This is a genomic window from Bombella pollinis, assembly GCF_026385485.1.
Lineage (GTDB): Bacteria > Pseudomonadota > Alphaproteobacteria > Acetobacterales > Acetobacteraceae > Bombella > Bombella pollinis.
Genome location: NZ_JANIDX010000002.1, coordinates 71,896 through 98,434 on the forward strand (window position 1 = coordinate 71,896; position 26,539 = coordinate 98,434).

The 26,539-nt window shown below is 52.3% G+C and carries 23 protein-coding genes; 17 read left to right on the forward strand and 6 right to left on the reverse strand.

Features of this window, described 5'->3' with window-relative positions; genetic code table 11:
* The first annotated feature begins 155 nt into the window (after positions 1-155).
* From NQF89_RS02295 to NQF89_RS02345, 11 genes are all read left to right on the forward strand, one after another.
* Positions 156-1,133: a lysophospholipid acyltransferase family protein gene (locus NQF89_RS02295; protein ID WP_155579358.1), complete on the forward strand. Its 978-nt coding sequence runs from the start codon at positions 156-158 to the stop codon at positions 1,131-1,133.
* Positions 1,134-1,156: 23 nt separating this feature from the next.
* Positions 1,157-2,542, forward strand: coding sequence for a tRNA (N6-isopentenyl adenosine(37)-C2)-methylthiotransferase MiaB (gene miaB / locus NQF89_RS02300; protein WP_266137415.1), 1,386 nt, complete (start codon positions 1,157-1,159; stop codon positions 2,540-2,542).
* Positions 2,539-3,597 (forward strand): PhoH family protein, encoded by a 1,059-nt coding sequence (locus NQF89_RS02305; protein ID WP_155573231.1) that lies wholly within the window; start codon positions 2,539-2,541, stop codon positions 3,595-3,597. Before miaB ends, NQF89_RS02305 begins: the two co-directional genes overlap by 4 nt.
* Positions 3,569-4,087 (forward strand): rRNA maturation RNase YbeY, encoded by a 519-nt coding sequence (gene ybeY, locus NQF89_RS02310; protein WP_266137416.1) that lies wholly within the window; start codon positions 3,569-3,571, stop codon positions 4,085-4,087. Before NQF89_RS02305 ends, ybeY begins: the two co-directional genes overlap by 29 nt.
* Before the next feature lie 17 nt (positions 4,088-4,104).
* The gene (locus tag NQF89_RS02315; protein WP_230873282.1) at positions 4,105-4,989 is read left to right on the forward strand and encodes a hemolysin family protein; all 885 of its coding nucleotides are present in this window, start codon (positions 4,105-4,107) and stop codon (positions 4,987-4,989) included.
* A gap of 85 nt (positions 4,990-5,074) precedes the next feature.
* On the forward strand, positions 5,075-5,704 hold the full coding sequence (locus NQF89_RS02320) for a thioredoxin domain-containing protein (protein WP_266137417.1): 630 nt from the start codon (positions 5,075-5,077) through the stop codon (positions 5,702-5,704).
* Positions 5,705-5,744: 40 nt separating this feature from the next.
* Positions 5,745-10,292 (forward strand): coiled-coil domain-containing protein, encoded by a 4,548-nt coding sequence (locus NQF89_RS02325; protein WP_266137418.1) that lies wholly within the window; start codon positions 5,745-5,747, stop codon positions 10,290-10,292.
* Positions 10,293-10,374: 82 nt separating this feature from the next.
* Positions 10,375-11,097 (forward strand): metallophosphoesterase, encoded by a 723-nt coding sequence (locus NQF89_RS02330; RefSeq protein ID WP_266137495.1) that lies wholly within the window; start codon positions 10,375-10,377, stop codon positions 11,095-11,097.
* A complete protein-coding gene (locus NQF89_RS02335) occupies positions 11,081-11,389 on the forward strand; it encodes a chorismate mutase (protein ID WP_370513446.1) in 309 nt (102 codons plus the stop codon). Before NQF89_RS02330 ends, NQF89_RS02335 begins: the two co-directional genes overlap by 17 nt.
* A gap of 140 nt (positions 11,390-11,529) precedes the next feature.
* Positions 11,530-11,910 carry a glycerol dehydrogenase gene (locus NQF89_RS02340; RefSeq protein ID WP_266137419.1) on the forward strand — a complete coding sequence of 127 codons (381 nt, stop codon included), beginning with the start codon at positions 11,530-11,532 and terminating at the stop codon, positions 11,908-11,910.
* The gene (locus tag NQF89_RS02345) at positions 11,903-14,110 is read left to right on the forward strand and encodes a pyrroloquinoline quinone-dependent dehydrogenase (RefSeq protein ID WP_266137420.1); all 2,208 of its coding nucleotides are present in this window, start codon (positions 11,903-11,905) and stop codon (positions 14,108-14,110) included. Before NQF89_RS02340 ends, NQF89_RS02345 begins: the two co-directional genes overlap by 8 nt.
* A 67-nt stretch (positions 14,111-14,177) precedes the next feature.
* Here NQF89_RS02345 and NQF89_RS02350 read toward each other — a convergent pair whose 3' ends face one another.
* Positions 14,178-14,432 (reverse strand): hypothetical protein, encoded by a 255-nt coding sequence (locus tag NQF89_RS02350; RefSeq protein ID WP_155573238.1) that lies wholly within the window; start codon positions 14,430-14,432, stop codon positions 14,178-14,180.
* 193 nt (positions 14,433-14,625) lie between these two features.
* On the opposite strand from NQF89_RS02350, the gene NQF89_RS02355 reads away from it, so the two are divergent.
* Together NQF89_RS02355 and NQF89_RS02360 are read left to right on the forward strand one after the other, a co-directional pair.
* A complete protein-coding gene (locus NQF89_RS02355) occupies positions 14,626-15,381 on the forward strand; it encodes an orotate phosphoribosyltransferase (protein ID WP_099027253.1) in 756 nt (251 codons plus the stop codon).
* A gap of 26 nt (positions 15,382-15,407) precedes the next feature.
* Positions 15,408-16,232: a glutamate racemase gene (locus NQF89_RS02360; RefSeq protein ID WP_155579364.1), complete on the forward strand. Its 825-nt coding sequence runs from the start codon at positions 15,408-15,410 to the stop codon at positions 16,230-16,232.
* Here the strand turns inward: NQF89_RS02360 and NQF89_RS02365 are convergent.
* The 5 genes from NQF89_RS02365 to fabI form a co-directional block, all read right to left on the reverse strand.
* Entirely contained in the window at positions 16,229-17,239 is a 1,011-nt protein-coding gene (locus NQF89_RS02365) for a polyprenyl synthetase family protein (RefSeq protein ID WP_155573529.1), read from the reverse strand. The two genes, NQF89_RS02360 and NQF89_RS02365, sit on opposite strands and share 4 nt — an antisense overlap.
* A gap of 263 nt (positions 17,240-17,502) precedes the next feature.
* On the reverse strand, positions 17,503-18,525 hold the full coding sequence (locus NQF89_RS02370; protein WP_099027077.1) for a ribonucleotide-diphosphate reductase subunit beta: 1,023 nt from the start codon (positions 18,523-18,525) through the stop codon (positions 17,503-17,505).
* 34 nt (positions 18,526-18,559) lie between these two features.
* Positions 18,560-20,473, reverse strand: a complete 1,914-nt coding sequence (locus NQF89_RS02375) for a ribonucleoside-diphosphate reductase subunit alpha (protein WP_266137421.1) — start codon at positions 20,471-20,473, stop codon at positions 18,560-18,562.
* Positions 20,474-20,663: 190 nt separating this feature from the next.
* Entirely contained in the window at positions 20,664-21,758 is a 1,095-nt protein-coding gene (gene aroC, locus NQF89_RS02380) for a chorismate synthase (protein ID WP_155573242.1), read from the reverse strand.
* Between the two features lie 5 nt (positions 21,759-21,763).
* On the reverse strand, positions 21,764-22,615 hold the full coding sequence (gene fabI, locus NQF89_RS02385) for an enoyl-ACP reductase FabI (RefSeq protein WP_155573243.1): 852 nt from the start codon (positions 22,613-22,615) through the stop codon (positions 21,764-21,766).
* 171 nt (positions 22,616-22,786) lie between these two features.
* Between fabI and NQF89_RS02390 the strand changes: the two genes are divergently transcribed.
* The 4 genes from NQF89_RS02390 (at position 22,787) to NQF89_RS02405 (ending at position 26,492) form a co-directional block, all read left to right on the forward strand.
* The gene (locus tag NQF89_RS02390) at positions 22,787-24,037 is read left to right on the forward strand and encodes a 3-deoxy-D-manno-octulosonic acid transferase (RefSeq protein ID WP_266137422.1); all 1,251 of its coding nucleotides are present in this window, start codon (positions 22,787-22,789) and stop codon (positions 24,035-24,037) included.
* Positions 24,037-25,017, forward strand: coding sequence for a tetraacyldisaccharide 4'-kinase (gene lpxK / locus NQF89_RS02395; protein ID WP_155573245.1), 981 nt, complete (start codon positions 24,037-24,039; stop codon positions 25,015-25,017). Before NQF89_RS02390 ends, lpxK begins: the two co-directional genes overlap by 1 nt.
* Before the next feature lie 11 nt (positions 25,018-25,028).
* The gene (locus tag NQF89_RS02400) at positions 25,029-25,928 is read left to right on the forward strand and encodes a lysophospholipid acyltransferase family protein (RefSeq protein WP_266137423.1); all 900 of its coding nucleotides are present in this window, start codon (positions 25,029-25,031) and stop codon (positions 25,926-25,928) included.
* Positions 25,929-26,108: 180 nt separating this feature from the next.
* Positions 26,109-26,492: a hypothetical protein gene (locus NQF89_RS02405; RefSeq protein WP_155573247.1), complete on the forward strand. Its 384-nt coding sequence runs from the start codon at positions 26,109-26,111 to the stop codon at positions 26,490-26,492.
* Positions 26,493-26,539 lie beyond the last annotated feature (47 nt).

A 26,539-nucleotide genomic window follows, 5' to 3' on the forward strand; every position in this document is an offset into this window, starting at 1 on the left:
GACGAGACTGCCCTCCCTTTATCGCACCCACTGGCCAATGCAAAAGTGTCTATTCTGTCATTTATCGTTAAGATAGCTGTTAAGAGAGTATAAACACTATCCCCTATGTCGGATAATGATTGTCTCTCTCCCCTAAAACGCTTATTTAATGCATTATGTCTTTTGCTGAGCTTCCTTCCCCCAAACGCCGCAACAAAAATCGTCCGGTTTTTGATCCTGACCTCCTTTTTGCGGAAGATGAACGTGCCGCTGCACATGATACAATCTGCGACCGGCTGCGTATTCGCTTGCGTGCTTTAGCCCTTTTATTCTGGGCAGCATGTGGGTGTGTTGGCCAAGGGACATGCCTCCTCTTACCGGGGAAGATGTTCCGCCGTTTTCCGCTCTTTTTCTGGACAGTAGCCTGCCGAATCCTCAATATAAAAGTACGGACTATCGGCAAGATGGAAGGCTCACTAACGCTGCGCCCTGATGGGCGGCGTGTTATTTATGTCGCTAATCATAGCTCATGGTTGGATGTCCTCGTACTGGGCAAGGTGCTGCCTGCCTTCTTCATTGCTAAGCAAGAAGTCCGCCATTGGCCATTGATTGGTTATTTAACCTATCTGGGTCGGACAATTTTCATTAATCGCAACCGGCAAGAAGCTGGGCAGGATGTGCAGGAGGTTATTAACCAACTCCGCAAAGGGTATAATATCGCCTTCTTCCCGGAGGGGACGACCTCAAAAGGGACACGGCTTTTACCTTTTATGTCCTCCCTTTTTGCCATTGCTAGGCCTGTACGCCGGCGTGATGACCCAACAGAAGATGACCATCCAACCTGCCTTATCCAGCCCGTAACTGTTACTTATGACCGCTTAGAAGGGCTACCTGTCGGGCGGCATAGGCGGTCCTTCGTCTTCTCATGGTTTGGTGATATGGATTTCGGCCCCCATCTTGTGGGCTTAACACGGTGGCGTTCTATGCGCGCGACAGTCCTCTTCCATCCTCCTCTAAAGCCGGAGGATTTCCCCTCCCGTAAGGCACTCTCTAACGCAGCTCGCGCGGCTATCGAACAAGGGAGTGAGGACCTCCGGCAAAATCGCCTCCCAGAGGACCACCTCCTCCCCACAACCGACCATACTGACCATTAACGGATAATCACACCTCTCTACTTATGCCAGAACAGCTCACCCCCTCCCCCGCTCGCGGTCTGCACATCATCACATGGGGCTGTCAGATGAATGTTTATGACAGTGCGCGTATGGCAGATGTGTTGCGCCCGCTCGGTTATAGTCCGGTCGATAGTCCCGACCATGCCGATATGATTATCCTCAATACCTGCCATATTCGTGAAAGAGCGGCAGAAAAGGTGTTTTCCGAGCTAGGGCGTCTGCGGCAAATCCGGGAGGCGCGCAAATTAGAGGGCAAGCAAACCCTCATTGCCGTTGCGGGCTGTGTTGCCCAAGCGGAAGGAAAAGAGCTTCTTGCCCGCGCTCCTTATGTGGACCTCGTCCTCGGCCCACAAACCTACCATCGCTTACCGGAAATGGTCGCCCGCATTGCGCGTGCTGGCGGCAGTGTGATTGATACGGACTTCCCCGTTGAATCGAAGTTCGACCTTCTGCCGGAGGATGCCGCCCCACAGAATGAGGGCAACCTCACCGCCTTTCTGACCATTCAGGAAGGATGCGATAAGTTTTGTTCCTTCTGCGTAGTCCCTTACACACGCGGGGCAGAAACAAGCCGCCCCGTAGCCTCCATCCTTGCTGAGGCGGAGCGACTTGTCGCCAGTGGGGTGAAAGAAATCACCCTGTTGGGACAAAATGTAAACGCCTTCCATGGGGAATGGCAGGACGGTATCGCCAGCCTGCCAGAGCTTGCCTCATTGCTCCATGAGCGGATTCCCGCGCTCAAACGTCTGCGCTATGTTACGTCTCATCCGCGCGATATGGAGCAAGCCCTGATTAATGCTCATCGCGATAACCCCATCTTTATGCCTTATTTGCATCTCCCTGTGCAGAGTGGCTCCGACAAAGTGCTTAAAGCCATGAATCGTAGCCATACAGCGGATGAATATCGCGACATCATCCGTAAATTAAGGGCAGCTCGGCCTGACATTGCACTAACATCGGACTTTATTGTCGGCCATCCGGGGGAAACGGATGAGGATTTTGAGGCAACAATGCAACTGGTCCGTGATGTGCGCTTTGCCAGTGCCTATAGCTTTAAATACTCCCAACGCCCTGGCACACCCGCTGCGGGGCAGCCCTTCCAAGTGGCAGAAGATGTAAAAGAAAAACGCCTCGCAGCCTTGCAAGCCCTCCTTAGAGAGCAGCAAGATGCCTTCAATGCGTCTCTGATTGGCACAGTTCAGGATATTCTTGTGACGGGAATCGGTCGTAAACCGGGGCAGCTAAATGGACGCTCGCCTTACCTTCAGCCTGTGCATTTTGAGGGCGACCCTGCCCTTATTGGGCAGATTGTGAAGGTACATATTACAACCCCCTTCACCAATTCCCTCGGCGGTCATCTCTCTAAACAAGAAGGCACAACCATTTGAGCAGCTCTGCTGAAGGATATCGCACGACAACCTTGCGATTTGAGGATAACCAAAGGCTACAAAACGTCCTTGGGGACCATGACCGCCATCTCATTCGCCTAGAGCAAGGGACAGGAACACGGCTTGTGTGCCGTGGCAATCGTGTTGCCATCTCTGGCGAGAATGACGCTGTAGAGCGGGCACAAGCCGTGTTACACGCACTCTATAAGCAAGCGGGGAACGGCATGACGGTCGATAGTGAACAGGTTGATGGCGTGATTCGCCTCACCGCACTCCCTTCTCATCGCCGGGCAGTGCAAAATCCTGCCCCCCATACCCAAGATGACGCCTTACCGCCGGGGGCTCTACCGCAAATACAAACCAAACGGGGGGTTATTTCGCCACGCTCTCCGGGTCAGATGCACTATATGCAGGCTCTTGCTCGCAAAGAGCTCGTCTTTGGCCTTGGCCCAGCAGGAACGGGGAAAACGTATCTCGCTGTAGCGCAAGCGGTGGCTCTCTTCCAAGCAGGGCAGGTGGACCGGATTATCCTCTCCCGCCCTGCGGTGGAAGCAGGCGAGCGGCTCGGCTTCCTCCCCGGTGATATGCGAGAAAAAATCGACCCATATCTCCGCCCACTTTATGACGCCTTGCATGACATGATGCCCGGAGATCAAGTCAGTCGCCGCATGGCTAGTGGCGAGATTGAAGTCGCCCCCCTCGCCTTCATGCGGGGGCGGACGTTAGCTCATGCCTATGTCATTCTTGATGAAGCCCAAAATACCACCTCAGCTCAGATGAAGATGTTCCTCACCCGTATGGGGCCGGGGACCCGTATGGCAATTACGGGAGATATGAGCCAAATTGACCTCCCCCGTGGGGTCACCTCTGGCCTGCGTGATGCTGTTACAACTCTTGAAGGGGTAAAAGGTATTTCGATTTGCCCCCTCACCGCGGCGGATGTGGTCCGTCATCCTCTTGTCGCACGCATTGTAGACGCTTACGATCGCCACGCAGATGAGACCTCTTACCCCTACCGGACGCATCATGAAACGCCCTATCGCCCCACGCGCTGAGATTATCGTTTCCGACCCTCGTTGGCGTGCTAGCGTGGGAAATATTGAGCAGCTCGTCCAACGCACATGCCAGATGGTTCAGCGTTATGGGATGATATTCGCACCAGATGCACCGGGGCCTTCATTTGTCTTTTCGGATAATCGGCATATTCAACGGTTGAATGCGCAATTCCGCGGTAAGAACAAACCAACTAATGTTCTTACATTCGAGCCACCGTCTCCCCTTATGGGAGGGGATATTATTCTTGCTTATCAAACCATGCAGCGCGAGGCTGAACAGGGGCGTAAGAGCCTGCAGGAACATACAACGCATCTTCTTGTTCACGGGTTGCTTCATCTTGCTGGTTATGACCATCATCACCCCGGTGAAGCCCGCAAGATGGAAGGGTTAGAGACCTTCATCCTCCGCCGGATGGGCCTCCCAGACCCATGGAAGCCACGCCTACAAGGCCATATGTCAGCCCCTGCTCCTCTCATTTTGTCGCGTTAAGGAAGACCGCTCTTACAATGAAACTTTTCAATCGCAAGGCCCGTACCAAGACTATTAGGCAGCAAATTGCTGACCTTGTCCGGGAAGCTGCCAGCCTTGGAAAGAATAGCCACGAAACACCAGAGCTCGACCGGCAAGAGCGCGCGCTCATCATGAATGTGCTGCGCCTACGCACTAGCACCGCTGATGATGTTATGATCCCCAGAGCGGACATCATCGCCATGTCCGATGACCTCTCATTTGATGAAGCCTTAGCCCTCATGCGGGAGGAAAATCATTCCCGTATGCCTGTCTATCATGGCGAGTTAGACGATATTATCGGGATGATTCATGTTAAAGACCTCGTAGCCCATATCGGAACGGACGAACCTTTCCGCCTACGCGCGCTTTTGCGCCAACCTCTTTTGGTAGCTCCTAGTATTCCCGTTTTGGACCTCCAGCTCCAAATGCGCCAACGCCGGACACATATGGCCCTCGTCATTGATGAATATGGCAGTATTGATGGCCTCGTCACGATTGAAGACCTCATCGAAACCATTGTGGGCGATATTTCTGATGAGCATGATGAGCCTGTCACAACCCCATGGTTCAACCGCCCTGATGGTACCATAGACCTTGATGCCCGCCTCACCGTCCAAGAGCTTGAAGAGCGTCTTGGTCCTATCCTCACGCGTGAAGAACGTGAAGCCGAAATTGAAACGGTAGGCGGTTTAGTCTTTCACCTTGCCGAGCATGTTCCCGCGCGTGATGAAGTCCTCGCTCATCCTAGCGGGTTGGAGTTTCGTGTTATTGATTCTGATGCGCGGCATATCCTTACATTACGGATGCGCGTTCCCCCGCATCTTAGACGCCAGCCCCCTACGGCTGAGGGTCAAGCAGCAAACACACCTTCTCCCTCTTGACGGCAGGGCTATCTTGCCGTTCATGTTCGCCTAGCGTGGTCTCCTAGACCTCTGCCCCACCTATTGCCATCGCAAAGGAGCTACCATGTCCACCCAGCCTTCTCTCTCCCGCCGTAACCTCCTTGTAGGGGGGGCTACCCTGCTCGCTGCTCCCTTCATCACGATGGGCCGTGCCCACGCACAAGCTGCACAAGACCCACGCATGGGTCCGCGCATTATTGGTAATCCACAAGCGCCTATCCTTGTGCAAGAATGGTTCTCCCTCACTTGCACCCATTGCGCTCATTTCGCGACAGAATTATTCCCCAAAATTAAAGAGCAATTCATCGATACAGGGAAGATTCGTTTTCAATTCCACGATTTCCCACTAGACCAAGTCGCCCTCATCGCCGCTATGGTTGCACGCTCCCTGCCAGAGGAGCGTTATGTACCCTTCATTGAATCTCTGTTCTCCCGGCAAATGCAATGGGCCTTCTCCGGCAATGACCCGGTCGCTCACCTCAAGCAAGAAGCCGCTTTAGCGGGCATCGCTCCGGCTGAGTTTGATAAAATCAGCAAGGATATGAGCTTTGGTCAGGCTCTTTATCAGCAGACACAAAAAGAGGGCCAAGAGTACGACATTAAAGGGACACCTTATTTCCGCTTCAATAATACCCCTTATGCGCAAGACCCCGAAACGGTGGAAAAATTTGCGGAGCTTGTCAGTAAGGCCTAAAAGGCTCTCACTCACCTCATCCCAGCGTTTATAGGGTGCAATGACACAACATAAGGCGATCACAACCCGCCTCGATATTGTTGGCTTCAAAAGCTTTGCTGATGAGGTCCATCTGGATATCCTCCCCGGCCTAACGGGGATTGTCGGCCCTAATGGCTGCGGCAAATCTAATATTGTCGAAGCCTTACGCTGGACCATGGGGGAAAGCTCCGCCCGTGCCTTACGCGGCGGGGATAGTGATGACCTCATTTTTGCGGGTACAGGCAGTCGCCCTGCGCGTAACCTAGCCCGTGTCACGCTTCATCTTGCCGAGGCTACGGGCCTTGCTCCCGCCCCCTTCCACCAAGCAGGAGAGTTAGAAGTCTCCCGCCAAGCAGAGCGTGGGACAGGTAGCACCTACCGTATTAATAATCGGGTCATGCGCGCGCGGGATGTGCAAACCATCTTTGCCGACCTCTCCTCTGGGGCGCGTAGCTCCTCTATCATCAGCCAAAATCGTGTTAGCCAGCTTATTGCCGCTAAGCCGGAGGAAAGACGCCTCTTATTGGAAGAAGCTGCGGGCATTAGTGGCCTCTATGTACGCCGCCGTGATGCGGAACTTAAACTCCGCCAAGCAGAAGCAAATCTAGAGCGTGCTGAAGAACACCGCCAAAGCCTTGAGCAACAACTCACCACATTAGCTCGCCAGTCAGAAAAAGCACAAACTTACCGCGCTGTTTCAGAGGAAATCCGCCAGCATGAGCGTTCTCTCCTCATCCTCCAACATGCCCGTGCGGAACAGCTTGTCCAAACCCGCCGCACCGCTTTGGACAAAGCGCAAGAGACACTCACTAAGAATGATGCAGCCCTAAAAGAAGCCCAAGAGCAGCTTGCTCAAAAAACACACTCGCTCCAGCAAAAAGAGGATGAACACGCAGCCCTGCGCCCTCGTTTGGAGCAGCATCGCATCCATATTGAGGTCGCCCAGGCCTCTCTCCAGCATCAACGGCAGGCCTCTGAGGACCACGCACGCCAAAAAGCCCAACTTGATGAAGACATAGCCCGCCTTAAAGAGGACCTGCACCGCCTTGACGGCCAGCAAAAAGACGCCCAACAGACATTAGAGGACCTCACCGCTCAGCAACATACGCTCAACGCGCAACACCCAACTATAACAGAGCAAATTGCCGCTCTACGCACCCAAGAGACCGAGCAACATACCCAACTTGAGAGCGCATCATCCCAGTATCATACCGGGTTGCTCCAGCAAGAACGGTTACAAAGCCGCCAACAAGCTCTCGCTCGGCAAATCTCAGATGATTGCAACACATTAGACCATCTCAAAGCTGAACTGAAACGCCTTGAAGATGACTGCGCGCAACACACCCCTACGGACGATGCTGCCCAACATGTAGCGAATGCTATAACCGAGGCAAAGCAGCAAGACGAACAAGCCCATGAAGCGGCAGAACATTTCCAAGAGCAACGCCTCATCACAGAGCGTGCCCAACGAGATGTACAGGAAATGCGCGCGCATCTACAGCAGCTTCAGCAGCGGGAGGAGGAGCTTACACAACGCTTCACCAAACAGAAGGCGCGCCTTACAGCAGAGCAAGCACAAGCCAAACACACCCAAGCCACCTTGCTGGATGACCACGCCAAAGCAGCCCTTCATCAAACCCAACAAACCGCTCAACAAGCCGCCCATAAAGCGACGGAGGTGGAGCAGGCCCTCACACAACGCCGCCAAGAGGCTGAAAAATGCTGGTTAGACGAGCAAGCCGAAACAGAAAAACAACAACAACGCCGCACCTCTTTGCAGCACAATATCACCCGCCTCGCCGAACAACTAAAGGCACAAGCGGCACGCTCTGCTACATTACAAGCCGCTCTTGAGGATGTTCATGCCAAAGCCATCCCTCATCATGCGCTTGAGGAAGCGCAAAAAAACCTCGCATCATTAGAGGCTCAAAACACAAGCCAACATAACGCAATTGAAGAAACGGAAGCCCAGCTTGCTACACAACAGCACGCTACGCAGAAAGCACAAACGCTCCTCCGTGACATAGATACGGCTTTACTCCGCCATAAAGGCGAATATGAAGGGCTACAGCAAAGCCTTGCAAGCAGCTTAAAAACCATTCCTCACCCTGTGATGGAGCAACTCCACATCCCAGAGGAGCTTATCAATGCTTTGGCCAGTGCCCTAACTGATGGTTTAGAGGCCTCTTTGCCACAAGCTGATGCCCCTCTGGCAGATACCCCACGGCAATGGTGTTTATTACCCGATGATGGGACTACCCTGCGGCCTGCTCCTGCCATCGCCGCCCTCCCTTGTTTGGCTGCTCTTATTAACGCCCCGGCCCCTCTTAGTCGGGCTCTCCATGCTATCTTTTTGCTTGATACGCCAGAAGATGGCCCAGATTTGCAAACCCAGCTACAACCGGGGCAATCGCTTGTTACAAAAGATGGGGCGTTATGGCGATGGGATGGTTTTATCCGCCAGCCGAACAGCCCTACTGCTGAAATGATTCGCCTTCAGCATGTTCAAAAACTAAAGAAAACAGCCCATCTTATTGAAAAACTGACACAAGATTATAATGCCCAAAAACAGATAACCACACAAAGCGCACATCAATGCGCGGTGCTGGAACATACGCTAAAGGACTTACGCGACAACTATACCACAATGCGTGAGGATTATGCTCAACAACGTCACGCGCTGGAGGGACTAAAACAACGCCATGCGTTGCATCAAGACCAACTTGCCCTCATCAACCATGAGGTCCAAACCCATGAGGCGCACATTGCACAGATAAAGGCCGAACATCATGCTGCACAGGAGGCTTTAACCACCCTCCCACCCCCCAAAGCTGAACCCTCAGAAGCCGCTCTGACGCTTAAAACGCTACAAGCTGAAGAACAAGCCGCCCGCGAGGCGTTAGAACAGGCCCGCGCCCGCGCACAAGAGGCAACCACACACCAACAGCAAGCTCTCTTTCAGGATGACGCACGTCTTACACGCTTAAAGGAAATAGAGCAAAATATCGCCCAGCTTACGCAAGAGCTGGAGGACATCACAGCCCAAAAACACGCTTTAGAAGCAGAACGCGCCAAGAGCGACCTCCCCGCACGCCAAGCTTGTTACGAAGACGCTCTTTCCGCCCTTCAACAGGCGCAAAGCACCGCAGAGGCAGCGGCTAAGCATGCTGCAGAAGCACGCCAAAACGCCACGCAGCTAGAGCAGGCTTTGCAGGAAAAGAAACGCTTGCTCACAGGATTGCAAGCGCGCCGCGATGGGTTGGTCCAGCATATTCAATCAAGTGAGGCTACACTCACGACACGTCAGCAGGAAGAACGAACTTGCCAAGCAGAGCAAGCCGCCCTACCGGACCTCTCTGCCTTAAAAGAAACGGTGGATCGCCTCACTGAGCACCTCAACCATACACAAGAGGCCCTCAGACGCGCACATGGCAAACGCCACGCCCTTACCCAGCAACTTTCCCTTCTCAAAGAACGTGAGGAGCATCTAAACCACACCTATCAGCAAGCAAAAGACCGCCAAAATCAGCTTAATATGCAGCTTCAAGGCCTCACAGAGCGTCAGGCTGCCTTACAAAAAACAGCCTCCGCGCAAAAAGATGACGATAGCCTCGCGCGCCATGAGCAACAGCTTCAACGCGATAGTGAAGCCCTTAAACAGCTAGAAGAGCAAGAGCAAACACTCCTAGCCACTCTGGCTCAAGCACGACAGCATCTCCAAGAACAGCAAACCCTGTTGGAGCATCATCAAGACGGGGCACATCGCTATCGTGAAGACACAATCCGCCTTAATGAGCGGCTCGCCCAAGCTCAAGAGGCCCTAGCCCTCCTCCAACATGAGACCCCTTTGCCTGACGATGCCGAAGCCCCAGAGACACTCTCGGCAGACACAGAGCAAGCTTTACGACAAACCCTCAAACGCGCGAACAAGAGACGTGATGAGCTAGGAGCTGTTAATCTCTGCGCTGAGGAGGAGTTCCGCACCGCCCAAGAGGAAGCAGAACGAATCACTAAAGAGCATCAAGACCTCTCCACGGCCATTGCCCGGCTGCGCGGTGGGGTTGGGGCTATTAATCGTGAAGGCCGGCAACGTCTTATGGCCGTCTTTACCGATATTAACACCCATTTCCAAACGCTTTTCACCCGGATGTTTAATGGGGGGCAAGCACATTTGCAGATGGTCGGCAGTGATGATCCGCTCGAAGCTGGATTGGAGATTTTTGCCCAACCACCGGGTAAGAAGCTCTCTACCCTCTCGCTCCTTTCGGGTGGGGAGCAAGCCCTTACGGCCTTATCGCTCATTTTTGCCGCCTTCCATTGCACCCCAGCCCCCATCTGCGTGCTTGATGAAGTCGATGCCCCTTTAGATGATGCTAATGTGGAACGTTTCTGCACCTTATTACGCGATATGACAGAACAAACCAAAACGCGCTTTTTAGTCATTACCCATCACCAACTCACAATGGCCCATATGGACCGGCTCTACGGCATTACGATGCAAGAGCGCGGAGTGAGTCGTCTCCTCTCTGTCAATCTTGATGAAAGTATCCGCATGGTAAATGGTTGACCTTCGGCCATTATCATCAGAGAATTGCCTCCCCTTTTAGAGAACCGGAGGCTGAGTTACCAAAACCGTGAACGAGCGACCTATTTTTTCAGAACCACGGCTTGCCGAATCGGTTTTATCCCGTATTCGCAAGTATGGGCTGCGCGTTGTCGGAGACGTCCACGGTGACCTCAATGCCTTTCGTCACGCTATCGCAACAAAACGTTTTATCATTCAACTTGGCGACCTCGTGGATCACGGGCCTGATAGTGCCGGCGTGTTAGAGACAATGCTGGACCTACAAGAAACCGAACGCGGCATGTTTGTTCTTGGGAATCATGACCGTAAATTAGGCCGCGCTTTAGAGGGAAGACGTTTAAGACGTGACCTCCCGCTAGAGACCACATTACAGCAAATCCAAGCCTCCCTCATGGAAGACCTCGCCCAACGGACCTATCATGCCGTTGCTACAGCCCCAGCATGGCAACGCCTTGGCAATTTACTGTTTGTTCATGGGGGATTTCATACAGCTATGCTCTCCGGCCCCCCGCCTGAAACAGGCCTTGCTGATATGTCCGCCCCGCTATCACGCGCACTCTTTGGGGAGACTACAAGCCGCCTCCAACCTGATGGCTACCCAGAACGCCGATTAAGTTGGATAAACCGCATCCCAGAAGGCATTACAGTTTATGTAGGCCATGATAGACGCTCCCTTGATGGCCGCCCCCTTTACAAAACAGGTCGTTTGGGGGGTAAGGCTATCTTTATGGACCTTGGTGCCGGTAAAGGCGGGCATCTCGCATGGATTGATCTCAATGACTTCTGACGCCACACAGCAGCTTTCTATCCTTCGTCAACGCATTGATAATATTGATGCCGCTTTGATTTATATGCTGGCCGAGCGTTTCCGTTGTACTAATGAGGTTGGGCATTTAAAGGCTGCTACGCATCTCCCCGCCTGTGACCCTGCACGAGAGGCAGAACAAATCCAGCGTTTAAAAAAACTTGCTGAAGATGCTGGGTTAGATATGGCCTTCACAAAAGCTTTTTTCACATTCCTTGTGGGGGAAGTAGTCGCAAAACATAAAATCATTGCACGTCAAAATCAGGCTAAATAAGCACGGACGGCCTCCAGCCTGCTATTCTAATATAGATAAAACCTTTCAATGATATAGGTTTTATCTTATATATTTACTTTCCAAGTTGTTAATTTTTGACTCATATCAAATCATGGTCCCTACCAACTGGAGGCAACAACGTGCCATCACTCTCATCTCGTAAAACCTCATTAGGATTCGCTGATTGGGTTATTTTTGCCCTCGCAGCTATCATTCTATTTTTTGGCCTTTATTTCATCATAGGTGGTGTTTGGCTCGCTTGGTTAGGTGGATCATGGTATTATATCCTATGCGGCATCGTCCTTTTCCTCTCGGGCTTTTATCTGTTCCGCCGTAAGCCCCTTGGGGCATGGCTCTATCTTCTCGCTTGGGCAGCAACAATCCCATGGACAATTTATGAGGTTGGGTTTGATTGGTGGGGATGGCTGCCACGCCTTTTTGGTCCTACTTTATTGGCTATTCCTGTCGTGGTTTCCCTGCTTTTCCTCGTCCGTAAGCAAAGGGAATACCCTCATGCGTAAACATACTTATGCACTCACCGCACTGCTTACTGGGACAATCCTAGGGGCTTCCTTTTTTGTCTCACCCTCTCTGGCGCAGATTCCGCCGTCAGTTGAGACACCCGGCCCCGGCAATGCTGATGATTCCTCAGCCGATCCATCTCCCAGCATTTACCACGACCCCTCCCCTAACACCCCTCAAGCACCGGGTGTGAATGCGGCGAATCTGCCCGATATTGATGAGCTTCCCATCGACCAGCTTCCACAAGCTGTCCCGCAGGAAAGTGCCAACCCTAAGCCAGAGGACTGGCCCGCTTATGGCCGAGATGATTCAGCGAGCCGTTATTCACCGCTCACCCAAATCACACCTGCAAATGTTGGCCAGTTAAAGCGGGCCTTCGTCTATCATACTGGCAGCCTTCCGCCAAAAGATAAGGCAAATAAATGGGCCGCAGAGACAACCCCCATTAAGGTTGGGGATTCCCTCTATCTCTGCTCCGCCACAAACGACATGATGCGCGTTGATGCCGCAACAGGGCAGGAGAAATGGCATTTCCACTCTCATGAGAGTTATGATGCCATCCCCTACACGGCTGCTTGTAAGGCTGTAACCTATTACACCTCCTCCACCAGTGCGGAAGGCCAGCCCTGCCACAATCGCATCATTGAAGCCACATTGGATAACCGTCTCATCGCTGTTGACGCTGAAAATGGCAAATTATGCGAGAGTTTCGCCCATGGGGGGCAGGTCAATCTCATGCAGGGGATGGGATGGTCTGTCCCCGGTTTTGTCGCCATGACAAGCCCGCCGCCCATTATTAATGGCGTTATTGTCGTCAATCATGAGGTGTTAGATGGCCAACGCCGCTGGGCTCCCTCTGGCGTTATTCGTGGGTATGATGCTGAGAGCGGTAAGTTCCTCTGGGCGTGGGATGTCAATAATCCCGATAATCACCATCAGCCTGATAAAGACCATTTCTATAGCCGAGGCACGCCTAATTCTTGGGCCGCAATGACGGGCGATAACGCCCTAGGCCTTGTCTATGTCCCTACGGGTAACTCCGCTGCGGATTATTATAGTGCAATGCGCAGCGAGGCAGAAAATAAAGTCTCCTCCGCTGTTGTTGCTCTTGATGTCCGCACAGGTGAGCCACGCTGGGTCTTCCAAACAGTTCATAAAGATGTGTGGGATTACGATATTGGCTCTCAGCCCACATTATTCGACTACCATGCTGATGATGGCACCATCATCCCTGCCCTCATCATGCCAACCAAACGGGGGCAGACCTTCATCCTAGACCGCCGCACGGGCAAACCTTTGCCAGACTTCCCCGTGGTGGAAAAACCCGCCCCAAGCCCCGGCTTTGTAAAGGATGACCCACGCTCCCCTACACAGCCTTGGTCCATTGGGGTACCGCGTCTTGGTATCCCCAAAATGACAGAGGAAGGAACATGGGGCATTTCCCCGCTGGACCAGCTAGCGTGCCGTATCAAGTTCCGTCAGGCGCATTATGTGGGTGAGTTTACACCGCCTACCATTAAGCAACCATGGTTGGAATATCCCGGTTATAACGGGGGAAGCGATTGGGGAAGTGTCGCCTATAACCCTCAAACAGGCATCTTACTGGCGAATTGGAATAATTTACCTATGTATGACCAGCTCGTCAGCCGTAAAGTGGCCGATAAGATGGGGCTTATCCCTATCGACTCTCCGCAATATAACCCGTCTGGCGGTGGTGCAGAAGGTAATGGTGCCCAGGCCCAAACACCTTATGGGATTGTCGTGACACCTTATTGGAATAGCTTTACAAAGATTATGTGCAATGCCCCGCCTTATGGCATGGTCACTGCGATTGACCTCAAAGCCCATAAGGTTCTTTGGCAAAAACCATTCGGGACAGCACGCGCTAATGGGCCGTGGGGCCTATCAACTGGTCTGCCTCTCACCGTTGGTACGCCTAATAATGGTGGCCCTGTGATAACCGCTGGTGGTGTTGCCTTTATCGGTGCCTCTACCGATAATCTGCTCCATGCCATTGATGTGAAAACCGGCAAAACACTTTGGACGGATGTTCTCCCCGGCGGCGGGCAAGCGAACGCTATGACCTATGCTGTGAATGGCCGCCAATATGTAGCTATCATGGCTGGGGGGCATCACTTTATGCGTAGCCCCGTCTCTGACGCGCTGGTTGTGTACGCGCTGCCAGAAGAAGAGAAATAAAATACGCCCAAATAAAAAGCGGATCTCCGAGAGGAGTTCCGCTTTTTTAAATGCACATCTTGTTAACTTAGTCTGGATGGGTGGGCGGGCAGTTACAACCACGCGTTGGAGCTTGTGACCGCCGAACAATATGATGATCAATCCATTCCGACACTAAAAGCCGTGCCTCAGGCAATGAGGATTCGGGATGATGAATCCTATAAAGAGTTGTACAGGCGGCAAAAATCTTCATCTCATTCTGCCCCATAGCATGTAACTCTTGATACGCTGTAATTACGGCGCGTTCGCATTTGCGGCCAATGCGACGAGTGTTAACTTTCATATCCTAAAACCCCTACGATACCCTGTTTCTCCTGAAGGATACCCGCAAAAATAAAGATGTACCCTCTTTATCGCTCTGACACATAACAGAGTAAAGTGTCACCAATAACAGAAATAGGAAAAAAGACATCTTTCCCCTACCCCTATCCCCTTCTAACGGGTAGATGTCTCCAAAGGAACCATTTTTCGAGATTATGGAGAGAATAATGTCCTCAACTGGCACTGCCCCCACTCTGGGGCCTCGTCTCACGCAATGGGACCGCGATGCCGCCCTCACAACAGCGCGCATCCTGCTGGAGATTAAGGCCATTAACTTCCGCCCTAGTGAGCCTTATACCCTCACCTCTGGGTGGAAATCTCCTGTTTATATCGACTGCCGCAAGATTATCTTCTTCCCCCGCGCCCGCACAAAATTGATGGAACTGGCCGTGGAGAAGATTGGCCGTCATATCGGTTATGAGAGCATTGATGCCGTTGTGGGGGGAGAGACAGCCGGGATTCCTTTCTCCGCATGGATTGCCGACCGTTTAATGACACCTATGGCCTATGTTCGCAAAAAACCCAAAGGCTTTGGCCGTAATGCCCAAATTGAGGGCGATGTGCCAGAGGGTATGCGCACTTTGTTGGTCGAAGACCTCACAACCGATGGGGCCTCCAAGATTCGCTTCGCTAACGCACTGCGTAAAGCTGGGGCGATTGTGGACCATACCTTTGTGGTCTTTTTTTACGGCGTCTTCCCCGGTGCGCAAAAAACCTTACAGGATATGGGCATTAGCCTCCATGCGCTTTGCACGTGGTGGGACGTACTAGAAGCCTGTGCAGATGGACAATATTTCTCCACCGAGGATAGCGCAGAAGTCCGCCGCTTTTTGGAAGACCCTTGCGGTTGGTCCAAAGCACATGGCGGTGTTAGCAGCGCAGAAGAAGCCCTCGCTTTTAAACAAGGCTAAGACCTACGCCTTATAGGGATTCACTGATGCCGAATACATCACCCCCTCGTATTCTTGTCTTTGATTCCGGTATTGGGGGGCTTGGGGTGGTGCAGGCTCTGCGGAGCCTCGCCCCCTCCCTCACGCTAGATTATCTCGCTGATACAGCACTCTTTCCCTATGGGGAGCAAGATGATGACTTCTTGCGAGAGCGCATTACCCAGCTTATCCGCCATGCCTGCGCTTTATTACAACCCACTCTGGTCATAATCGCCTGTAATACCGCAAGTACCTTAGCCCTCACCCCTCTGCGAGAGACACTCACCTTACCTATTGTTGGCTGCGTGCCACCTATCCGCTGGGCTGGGCGTGTGTCTAAAACGCGCACCATCGGCCTACTCGCCACCAGCGCAACAGCCCGCCGGCCCTATCTTGCGCAATTACATCACAATTATGCAGCAGATTGTAAGCTTATCATCCACGGCTCTCGCCATCTCGCCACTATGGCAGAACGTGCCTTCCGCGGTGAGATTCTAGAGCCTGAATCCGTACAGCATGAATTAGCGGCTCTCTTTGAACAATCAGACGGCAGCAACATTGATGCTATTGGCCTTGGCTGTACCCATTACACTTTTTTGATGCCATATTTCCAGCGTCTTGGTCCCCCCGGTATGATGTGGTTGGACCCCGCCCCCGCTGTCGCCCAACAAGCCCTACGGCGGTTAAGTGATGTTACTGAAGGCCCTTTAACAGCCGTACCCTCTACCCCACCAGATCGCTTCTTCCTTACCGCTCCACCACCTCACGGGGCAGACCTTGCTCAGCATATTGCCTGGTTAGGCTTTACAAATGGATGGCAGCTTCTCCCCTAACGGGCCCGCTCTACGGTATAAAGAACCGTCTCCCTCAATAAGGCTTTAAGGGGAGTTTCGGGGAAGTCCACCAAAGCCTCTACCGCTTGCTGAGCATAGATGCGTGCGCGCTCAATCGTAGCACTGATAGCCTTTGTCCGCGCGATGACCTCCAAAGCATGAGGCAAGTCGGCCTCTGTTTGCTCTGTATCCTCAATCACACGCTTCCAAAACTGCTTTTCATCTTCCGTCCCACGCTCATAAGCTACAAGAACAGGCAGAGTAATTTTCCCCTCGCGGAAGTCATCCCCCACTGTTTTGCCCAATATTTGTTGGTCTGCCGCATAATCCAACGCGTCATCCACAAGCTGGAAGGCCATGCCCAGATTCGTACCGTACTGCTCCAAAGCCAGCTCAGCCTTACGGTCTTTCTGCGCCACAACAGCTCCAACACGGCAAGCTGCGGCAAAAAGAGCAGCGGTTTTGCCGTGAATCACCTCTAAATAACGCTCAATGGAGGTCGAAAGATCATTCTGCGTGGACATTTGCAGCACTTCACCCTCCGCAATCGTTGCCGAGGCTGCAGAAAGGATAGCCATAACCTCCAATGAGCCATCGGCCGTCATAAGCTGGAAAGAGCGCGCAAATAGGAAGTCCCCCACCAGCACAGAGGCCTTATTCCCAAATAAGGCATTGGCTGAGGCCATACCCCGCCGCAAGGTGCTTTCATCCACCACATCATCATGCAAGAGGGTCGCTGTATGGATAAATTCCACACAAGCAGCCAAACCTATATGACGGGTTTCATCCGGCCTCTCACCATAGCCACATAGCCGAGCAGAAGCCAAAGTAAGCAACGGGCGCAACCGCTTCCCCCCCGCTGCGACCAAATGCGCGCCAAGCTGCGGAATTAACGGTACAGAGCTTTGCATCCTATCAATGATGGCCTGATTACAGGCAACCATATCATCAGCAAGGTAAGCGGAAAGGGCTCTTAGGGCATCCTCCCCTTTGACCTCTTTCTTCATAGCCTCACCGCTAGATGTAGCCAGAGACCCCGATGAGGAAGATACCAAAACGCAAAACTCCAGTTCTATCCGCTTGAGCTACACATAACCCTGCAAAGCGAACAAGGTTAGAGGGTTATTGCTCCGCTATTACGGCATCACCATAACGCGCAGAGCATGCCCCCTTACCCCGATTAACATGTGCACATCATATGAGCGGCTACGGAGATATGGTCAAGATACGTTTTGCCCATAAGACACTCATATCATACAGCTTCTAGGGTTTAATCAAATACACCACTCTCAAAGGCGTCTTCCCATGTGCCCTGAGTAGAGGCGCGTGAATATTCTGTAGCGCGATTCTCAAAAAAGTTCGTATGCTCCACCGCATTGAGCATATCATCAACCCAAGGGAGCGGATTCTCCTCAATGCCATAAATAGGGTCCAACCCAAGCTGGGTTAGCCTACGGTCGGCAATAAAGCGGATATAACGCTCCACTTCCTGAGCTGAGAGGCCTTCTACAGGTCCCATCTCAAAAGCAAGCTCAATAAACGCATCTTCATGCGAAACCGTTTGGCGACAAATCTCCACCAACTCGGCACGGAAATCCTCTGTCCAAATCTCCGGATTTTCCCGCACAAATGTACGGAACAGGCGAATCATAGACAGGCAATGCAGTGTTTCATCTCGCACAGACCATGAAACAATCTGCCCCATCCCCTTCAATTTATTAAAGCGCGGGAAGTTCAGCAAAATGGCAAAGGATGCAAAAAGCTGCAATCCTTCCATAAAGGCCCCAAAAGCAGCCATTGTTTTGGCGATCTCGCGCTTACTATTAATATTGAAGGATTGCATGTAATCATACTTATCCTTCATCTCTTTATATTTCAGAAAAGCGGAATATTCCGTCTCTGGCATCCCGATTGTATCTAACAAATGGGAATAAGCAGCAATGTGAATCGTCTCAATATTCGAAAAACATGAGAGCATCATCAGCACTTCGGTCGGTTTAAAGACCTGGCTGTAATACTTCATGTAAGCAGAGTTCACCTCTACATCCGCTTGCGTAAAGAAGCGAAAAATCTGCGTCACAAGGTTCTGCTCTGCTTCGGAGAGTTTGCGGTGCCAGTCTTTTACATCCTCAGCGAGGGGCACTTCCTCTGGCAACCAATGCAAACGCTGTTGTGTCAACCAAGCATCATAAGCCCACGGATAACGGAAGGGCTTATAAACCGGATTCTCCACAAGCAAATTTGCCTGCGCGGCAGACTCTGGGGCTTCTGGTAACGGAGTTGCTTCTGTCATATCTGAGACCTTCTATCCTAACGCGCTGCTGCTCTTATTGGCAGGAGAGACATTCCTCATAGCTCCCCGCCCCACTCTCTGCATGGCGCGGTGTGGCTTGAGGGAGGTGATCATCATCACCCTCCATGATATCGCGTTTCACCGCCATATTGGAAACAGTATCAGCCCGTTGGATGGATAAAGAGCGGCAGTAATAAAGAGATTTTACACCTTTTTTCCACGCTTCGTAATGAATACGCACAAGGTCGCGCTTATGCACATCTGCCGGCAAGAAAAGATTAACCGATTGCGACTGACAGATGAACGGCGCACGATCAGCCGCATGCTCAATCACCCAACGCTGGTCAATCTCAAAGGCTGTCTTAAAGACATCTTTTTCATCCTGAGAGAGGAAGTCCAAATGTTGGACAGAGCCCTTACTCAACGTGATGGAAGACCAGACCTCATCCGTATCCTGCCCATATTTCTGCAACAGCGTAGCGAGATGGCGATTCCGCACTGTAAAGGAGCCGGAGAGCGTTTTTTGCAAAAAGACATTCGCACTAATTGGGTCAATCCCGGGGCTGGCATTCCCCGCAATGATGGAGATAGATGCTGTCGGTGCAACAGCCATCTTATGAGAGAACCGTTCTTGAATCCCATAATCTGCCGCATCGGGGCATGGGCCACGCGTTTTTGCAAGAGCGCGTGATGCTGCGGCTGTTTGCTCGGCAATGTGCTGGAAGAACTTCTTATTCCACACCTTGGCCATCACGCTGCCAAAAGGAATCATCTTCGACTGCAAGAAGGAATGAAAGCCCATAACCCCCAAGCCGACCGAACGCTCCCGCATGGCGGCATAACGTGCATGCTCCATATCGTTAGGGGCATTATCGATAAAATCCTGAAGGACATTATCTAAAAAGAGCATCACATCTTCAATAAAGTGCGGCTCATCTTTCCACTCATCCCAATATTCGAGATTTAAAGAGGAGAGGCAGCACACCGCTGTGCGTGTCTTGCCGTGATGGTCTATCCCTGTTGGCAAGGTAATCTCCGCACAAAGGTTAGAGGTTTTAACCTCCAACCCCGCAAGACGATGATGCTCTGGCCGTGCGCGATTCACCGTGTCGGAAAAGACGATATAAGGCTCGCCCTGCTCCATCCGCGCCGTAAGCAGACGAATCCATAACGCACGCGCCGAGACCTTCCGAATCACACTATGATCCTTCGGGGAGATCAGAGCCCATTCCTCATCACCCGCAACAGCGCGCATGAAGTCATCTGTAAGCAAAACACCATGATGGAGATTTAGAGCCTTACGATTCGGGTCCCCCCCCGTGGGGCGACGCATCTCGATAAACTCCTCAATCTCAGGGTGCCAAACCGGCAGATAAACAGCGGCGGACCCACGGCGTAAACTCCCCTGACTAATGGCGAGTGTTAAACTATCCATCACCCGGATGAAGGGGATCACCCCAGAGGTCTTCCCATTACGGCCGATATTCTCCCCAATGGAGCGCAAATTACCCCAATAAGAGCCAATCCCGCCGCCCTTTGCCGCAAGCCAGACATTCTCATTCCAGAGCCCGACAATCCCTTCTAGGCTATCTTCAGACTCATTAAGGAAGCAAGAAATTGGCAACCCACGATTCGTCCCCCCATTGGAGAGAATAGGCGTTGCGGGCATAAACCAATGGCGCGACATATAATCATAAATACGCTGCGCGTGCCCCTCATCCGCCCCATAACGCGAGGCAACACGGGCAAATAACCCTTGGTACGTCTCACCTTCTAACAGATAGCGGTCATCTAAAGTGGCACGGCCAAACGCCGTCAGCCGTTCATCCCGTTCTGGATTTATATAAACAGGATGACGCCCCGGTAATTGCACTCTCTCTGCAAAAAGTTCAGGCTCTGTCGCCTTACCCGATGGCCGCGCGGCTGTCTGCACGTCAGGCGTTGTCATGAATCGAGCCCCTTATCCTGAGTTCTTTTATAGTCCGTTGAGTACCCTCATCTCCCATGTATAAGGGGCACATTTCAAGGCTTGTTTTTTGCAGATAATTGTGATTATGCCGATATATAGCTATTAAAGAATGGTTTAGAACACTATATATTGTTTTTATAACTTATAACCCGACTTTAAGAGTCGCCTCTTAAAGCCATCCGCACTGCGCGTGATTCCGCAAAAGCTGGTCAGCGAGAATACACGCCACCATCGCCTCCGCCACTGGTACAGCTCGAATCCCAATACAAGGGTCATGCCGTCCCTTCGTCATCACATCCACAGCCTCGCCAGCACGATTAATGCTTGGGACAGGGATGAGGATGGAGCTGGTCGGTTTAATGGCCATGCGCGCAACAATAGGTTGTCCTGTTGAGATTCCTCCCAGAATCCCACCTGCATGATTGCTCAAAAACACGGGCTCTAAAGGCGATTCCGAAGGCCGGATAGGGTCAGCATTCTCATGCCCATGTAGAGCCGCAACAGCCATGCCGTCACCAATCTCGACCGCTTTAATGCCGTTAATCCCCATCAAGCCGCCCGCAAGTTCAGCATCTAACTTGCCATAAACGGGTGCCCCCAAACCGGCGGGCACCCCTTCTGCCACAACTTCAAGAGTCGCCCCGATGGATGAACCGGCCTTTCTCACAGCCTCTAGCTGCTCGCTCCATTGCGGAACAATCGCCGCATCGGGGGAGAAGAAGGGATTGCGTTCCACCTCATCCCATGCCCAGCGCGCATAATCCACCTTTTGATGGCCAATCGCCGTTAATGCCCCACGGATGACGAGCTGCGGCCCCACAAGCTCCCGCAAGATCACGCGCGCCACAGCCCCTGCCGCCACCCGCATAGCCGTCTCGCGCGCGGAGGACCGCCCGCCACCACGGTAATCGCGTATGCCGTATTTAAGGTCATACGCGATATCTGCATGGCCGGGACGATATTGCTGGGCAATTTCCCCATAATCCTTGGAGCGTTGATCCGTATTCTCAATCATCAAAGAGATGGGCGTTCCCGTCGTCTGCCCTTCAAACACACCGGAGAGGATGCGCACTTGGTCAGCCTCGCGCCGTTGTGTCGTATAGCGCGACTGGCCGGGCCGCCTTTTATCCAACCAAGGCTGGATGTCCTCCTCCGACAGCTTCAGACGCGGGGGACAGCCATCAATCACACAGCCAATCGCTGGCCCGTGGCTTTCCCCCCATGTTGTTACACGCAACAAACGCCCAAAGCTGTTCTCTGACATAGCTATTAATCCTCTGAGGATAGGGTCATATCTGGGGCTTCTGGGTTCTTCATGCCGATAATGTTATAGCCGCAATCCACATGGTGAATCTCGCCAGTTACACCAGCGGAAAGGTCGGAGAGAAAATACAACCCAGAGCCACCAACATCCTTCAGCGATACATTCCGCTCCAGCGGGGCATTAATCTGATTCCAACGCAGAATATAGCGGAAATCCCCAATCCCATTAGCCGCTAATGTCATGATTGGACCGGCGGAAATCCCATTCACCCGGATATTATCGCGCCCTAAATCCACCGCCATATACCGCACAGAGGCCTCCAAAGCGGCTTTGGCAACACCCATCACGTTATAATGCGGCATTACACGCTCTGCACCGAGATAAGTCAGCGTCAATAAAGAGCCACCCTCATTCATCATCGCTGCGGCACGCCGCGCTACAGCGGTAAAGGAGAAGCATGAAATATCCAATGCTTTAAGAAAAGCCTCACGTGGCGTATCAACATAACGCCCGCGTAGATATTGCTTATCAGCCCAGCCAATCGCATGGACGACAAAGTCAATCTTGCCCCACTTCTTCTCAATCTCATCAAAGGTGGCATTAATAGCGGCATCATCACCCACATCACAGGGTAACACCATCTCCGAACCCACACTCTCCGCTAGGGGGCGTACCCGTTTCCCCAACGCTTCGCCTTGGTAGGTAAAGGCAATCTCCGCCCCTTGGTCCGCACAAGATTTTGCAATGGCCCATGCGATGGAGTTCTTATTCGCCACACCCATCACGACACCACGCTTGCCTGCCATGAGTGTCCCCTTGGCTGTTGCCTCTAGCGTATGAGATTCTTTCTCCGACATGGTCCCCCCTTGAGAATGGTCCAGCATATGTAATAAATTGGGCCATCTCGTTGCACAAGGATGGCCGCACGGCAAGAGGACACTGCCTTCACGACATTGTTTTCCGCCTCATCCGGTGTTGTTCTACGGCAGATGATGCGAAAATGCACCACCGGGAAAAGATAGCCCCCTATGCGCTTTGCCCCTCTCCTGTGCCTTTGGTCTCTCATTGGTTATATGGCCATGCCATGGCTATGCCGCCATACCCGTACCCGTTTACGCATTGGCAAAGAAGATGGCTCCCGCCTACAAGAGCGTTTTGGCCAGCCCACCCAGCCACGCCCGCCTCTTAACGCGCCCCTTTTATGGCTCCATGCCGCAAGTGTAGGGGAAAGCCGCGCGGCTCTTCCTGTGATTGATGCGCTCTTAAAGCTCCAGCCCACTCTTACCATCTTGGTAACAACAGCAACCCTTACGGGCGGGCAAGTCATTACAGCTCATGCTCCCCCTTATAAAGGCCGCTTGCTGCATCAATTTATCCCCTACGATGCCCCTCATTTGCTCAGTCGCTTCCTCACCCATTGGCGACCTGATGGGCTAGTCCTGATAGAGAGTGAATTATGGCCGGGTTTGCTATGCCTCTGCCGAAGACAACATATCCCTGTTATGCTACTCAACGGGCGGCTCTCGGCGCGTTCTGCCCGCCGCTGGCGGTTGGCAGCCCCTCTTTTGCGTTACTTATTACGCCCTTGCCGCTGGATTATGCCACGCAGCCATGCTGATGAACGTGCCTTCGCACAGCTCGGCATAACCTCTTTGCTGCCACCAGCAGACCTAAAGGAAGATGCTCCCCCCCTCTCTTTTGATTCCACAGAAGCCGCACATATACGCCAACAGCTTGGCGATCGCCCTCTCTTTGTTGCGGCCTCTACCCACCAAGGCGAGGAAGACCTCATCGTTGCCGCTGTGCAAGAAGCCCGTCAACAACGACCTAACCTCCTTACCGTTATCATTCCCCGCCACCCAGAGCGTGGAGCAGCTTTAGCGACCCACTTTAAGGCCCCACGCCGCTCCCAACACACCATACCACACCATAATGAGAGCCTCTGGATTATCGATACATTAGGTGAGGTCGGTTTATTCCTCCACTTAGCTGAGCGTGTTTTTATTGGTCATTCTCTCTGCCCACCCGGCGGAGGACATAACCCCTTGGAATCTCTGCGTTTTCATCGTCCTACAGCCTGTGGACCCTATATGCAAAACTGGCAGGATATTTGTGCCACATATGCCACATTCCTCCATCGCTTAGAGGGGCAAGAAGCCTTAACCCAATGGCTTATAAAGCCCGTCATCCCAGCTCCCCCGCCTTTAAAACGCACTCATATTAGCCATGATATTTCATGCCTTATTCTTACCACAATCCTTAGCCATAAGGAAAAGTGATGAAACTGACTGCTCCTTCTTTCTGGCAAGGCGATAAGCCAAGTAGCCTCTCTAACCTTCTGCTCCCCGCCAGCAAAGTGACGGAAGCTCTCAGCCACCATCGCCAAAAAAAACCGTCTCTTAAAGTATCTGTGCCCGTCTTATGTTGTGGCAATATCAGCGTGGGCGGGACGGGTAAAACGCCACTTGCGCTTCATATCCTCCAAAAGCTGATCCAACGTGGGCATAATCCTCATGTCATTACGCGCGGCTATGGGGGCCGCTCCAAAAAGACGGGGCACATACATCCCCAACATGATAAGGCGATAGAAGTCGGGGATGAGGCTATGCTACTCGCTCAGCTAGCCCCAACATGGCGTGGGCCCGACCGTTACGCCAATGCCCAACAGGCTATTAAAGCCGGGGCTGATTGCCTTATTATGGATGATGGTCTGCAAGACCCCACCCTCCATAAAGATTTAGCCATCCTCACCATTGACGGCCCTGCGGGCTTTGGTAATCAACGCCTTCTTCCTGCTGGCCCCTTGCGGGAAACATTGGCCGAGGCCTTACCGCGTTTAGATGCAGCCGTCCTTTTTGGAGAGGATACCCACAACATAGCCGAGCAATTACCTAAATCCTTACCTTTATTAAAAGGCCAGCTCACACCCTCTCCTGCCATTCACCAGCTCAAAGGGCGTAACATTATTGCCTTTGCAGGCATTGGCAGGCCGGAGAAGTTCTTCACAATGCTCCGTGAGGCTAATCTAACCATTTTAAGAACGCTCTCTTTCCCCAACCATCATATTTACTCCGAACGTGACCTTCAGCATCTTGCTCAGCTTACCCACACACCTAATACGGTCTTAGTCACGACTGAAAAAGATAATGTGAAACTGCCGTCTCTCTTTCAGCAATGCATTACCACCATTAAAATTGAACCCACATGGCATAATCCCGCCCTGCAAGAGGAGCTTCTGGACCGCTTCATGTCGTGCTAAACCCCTAAAACATGAAGACTCATTTAGAAGCGTGGGGTTTAAACGGGCTGTTATGGTGCTTTAGCAAACTTCCCCCCGCTTTTGCCTCGACCCTTGGGGGGATGATAGCGCGTTCTTTGGGTCGCTTTCTGCCCTCCTCCCATAATGCGATGGTCAATCTCCAACGCGCCTTCCCCTCCATGAGCAAGGAAGAACGACAGGCCATCATCTATAATTGTTGGGAGAATCTAGGCCGTACTTTCGCAGAATTCCCCCATCTTGCACGCTTGCCCGCTCACCCTGATAACGGGCCGGGATGGCATGTCCTAAACGACTATATTTTACACCATGCCCGTGCGCAGCAACGGCCTATTATTTTCTTCTCCGGCCATTTAGGGAATTGGGAACTCATGCCCCTTATTGTGGCGCGTTATGGCCTTACTTTCTCCCCTTTTTACCGGGCACCGAACAACCCATTGGTTGATCGTCTCCTCTGCCAATTACGCCGCAATATTGTTAATCAACCCGTGCCATTCTTTCCTAAAGGCAAGCAAGGGGCGTTAGAAGCCATACGTCACCTCGCTAAGGGTGGGCATCTTGGTGTATTAGGCGACCAGAAAATGAATGACGGGATAGAGGTCTCCTTCTTCGGCCACCCCACCATGACAGCCCCCGCCACAGCTGCCTTGGCCCTACGCTTTAATGCCTTAATCATCACCGGCCGGGTTTGGCGAGATGGGCCTGCACGCCTTACCTTAGAGGTCTGCTCCTGTCTAGACCCACACATGATGGTTCCCCCTTCCTCATCCCGCCAAGAGAAAATCCATCATCTAACACAGCATCTTAATGACCAACTGGAATCATGGATTACAGAACGGCCGAGTGATTGGCTCTGGCTACATCGCCGCTGGGAAAAAAAGTATTATCGATAACAATATGGTAACTTCCCTCTAGTCATGCGCTCAAAACATGGTAGGATTGCAAAATAGGAACCAACTCATAAGGATTGCGTGTTTCCATTCATTTTTTGCATAACACGCACAGCTTTAAGAGGATGTTCATAGAGGAATGTGGCAGCACAATTGCCCGTTCTTATAAAAGGAGATGCTGACATGGCTCAAAAAGCGTTTCGTGTGGCAGATCGTGCCGCTACTGCCTCCTCCGCCCAACAGGGCTCTGCCATTATCATCCCTTTTCGTCAGAAGATTCTCCCGCGCCATCATCACTATCTCGCCCAATGGCTAACCGCGAGCGAACCGATGGGGATTCTTGATGCCTCGATTGAGACTATGGTTGAGGAGCCTTCCCCTCTCATTGTGATTTGGGTACGGGAAAATGCAGACCCTGCTTATCTCATCCGCTTAGAGGGGCCGCAATGGGTGTTGATGGATTGCCTAAGAGAGCATGAGCTTGGCCGTTATACAGATTTGAGCGCGGCACTCCATACAATTCGTCCCGTTCTCCCTCTCTCACCCGAACATACAGCATCTTGTTAAGAAAAAGCCCGCCTAAACATACAGACGGGCTTTTTTCTATCTATGAG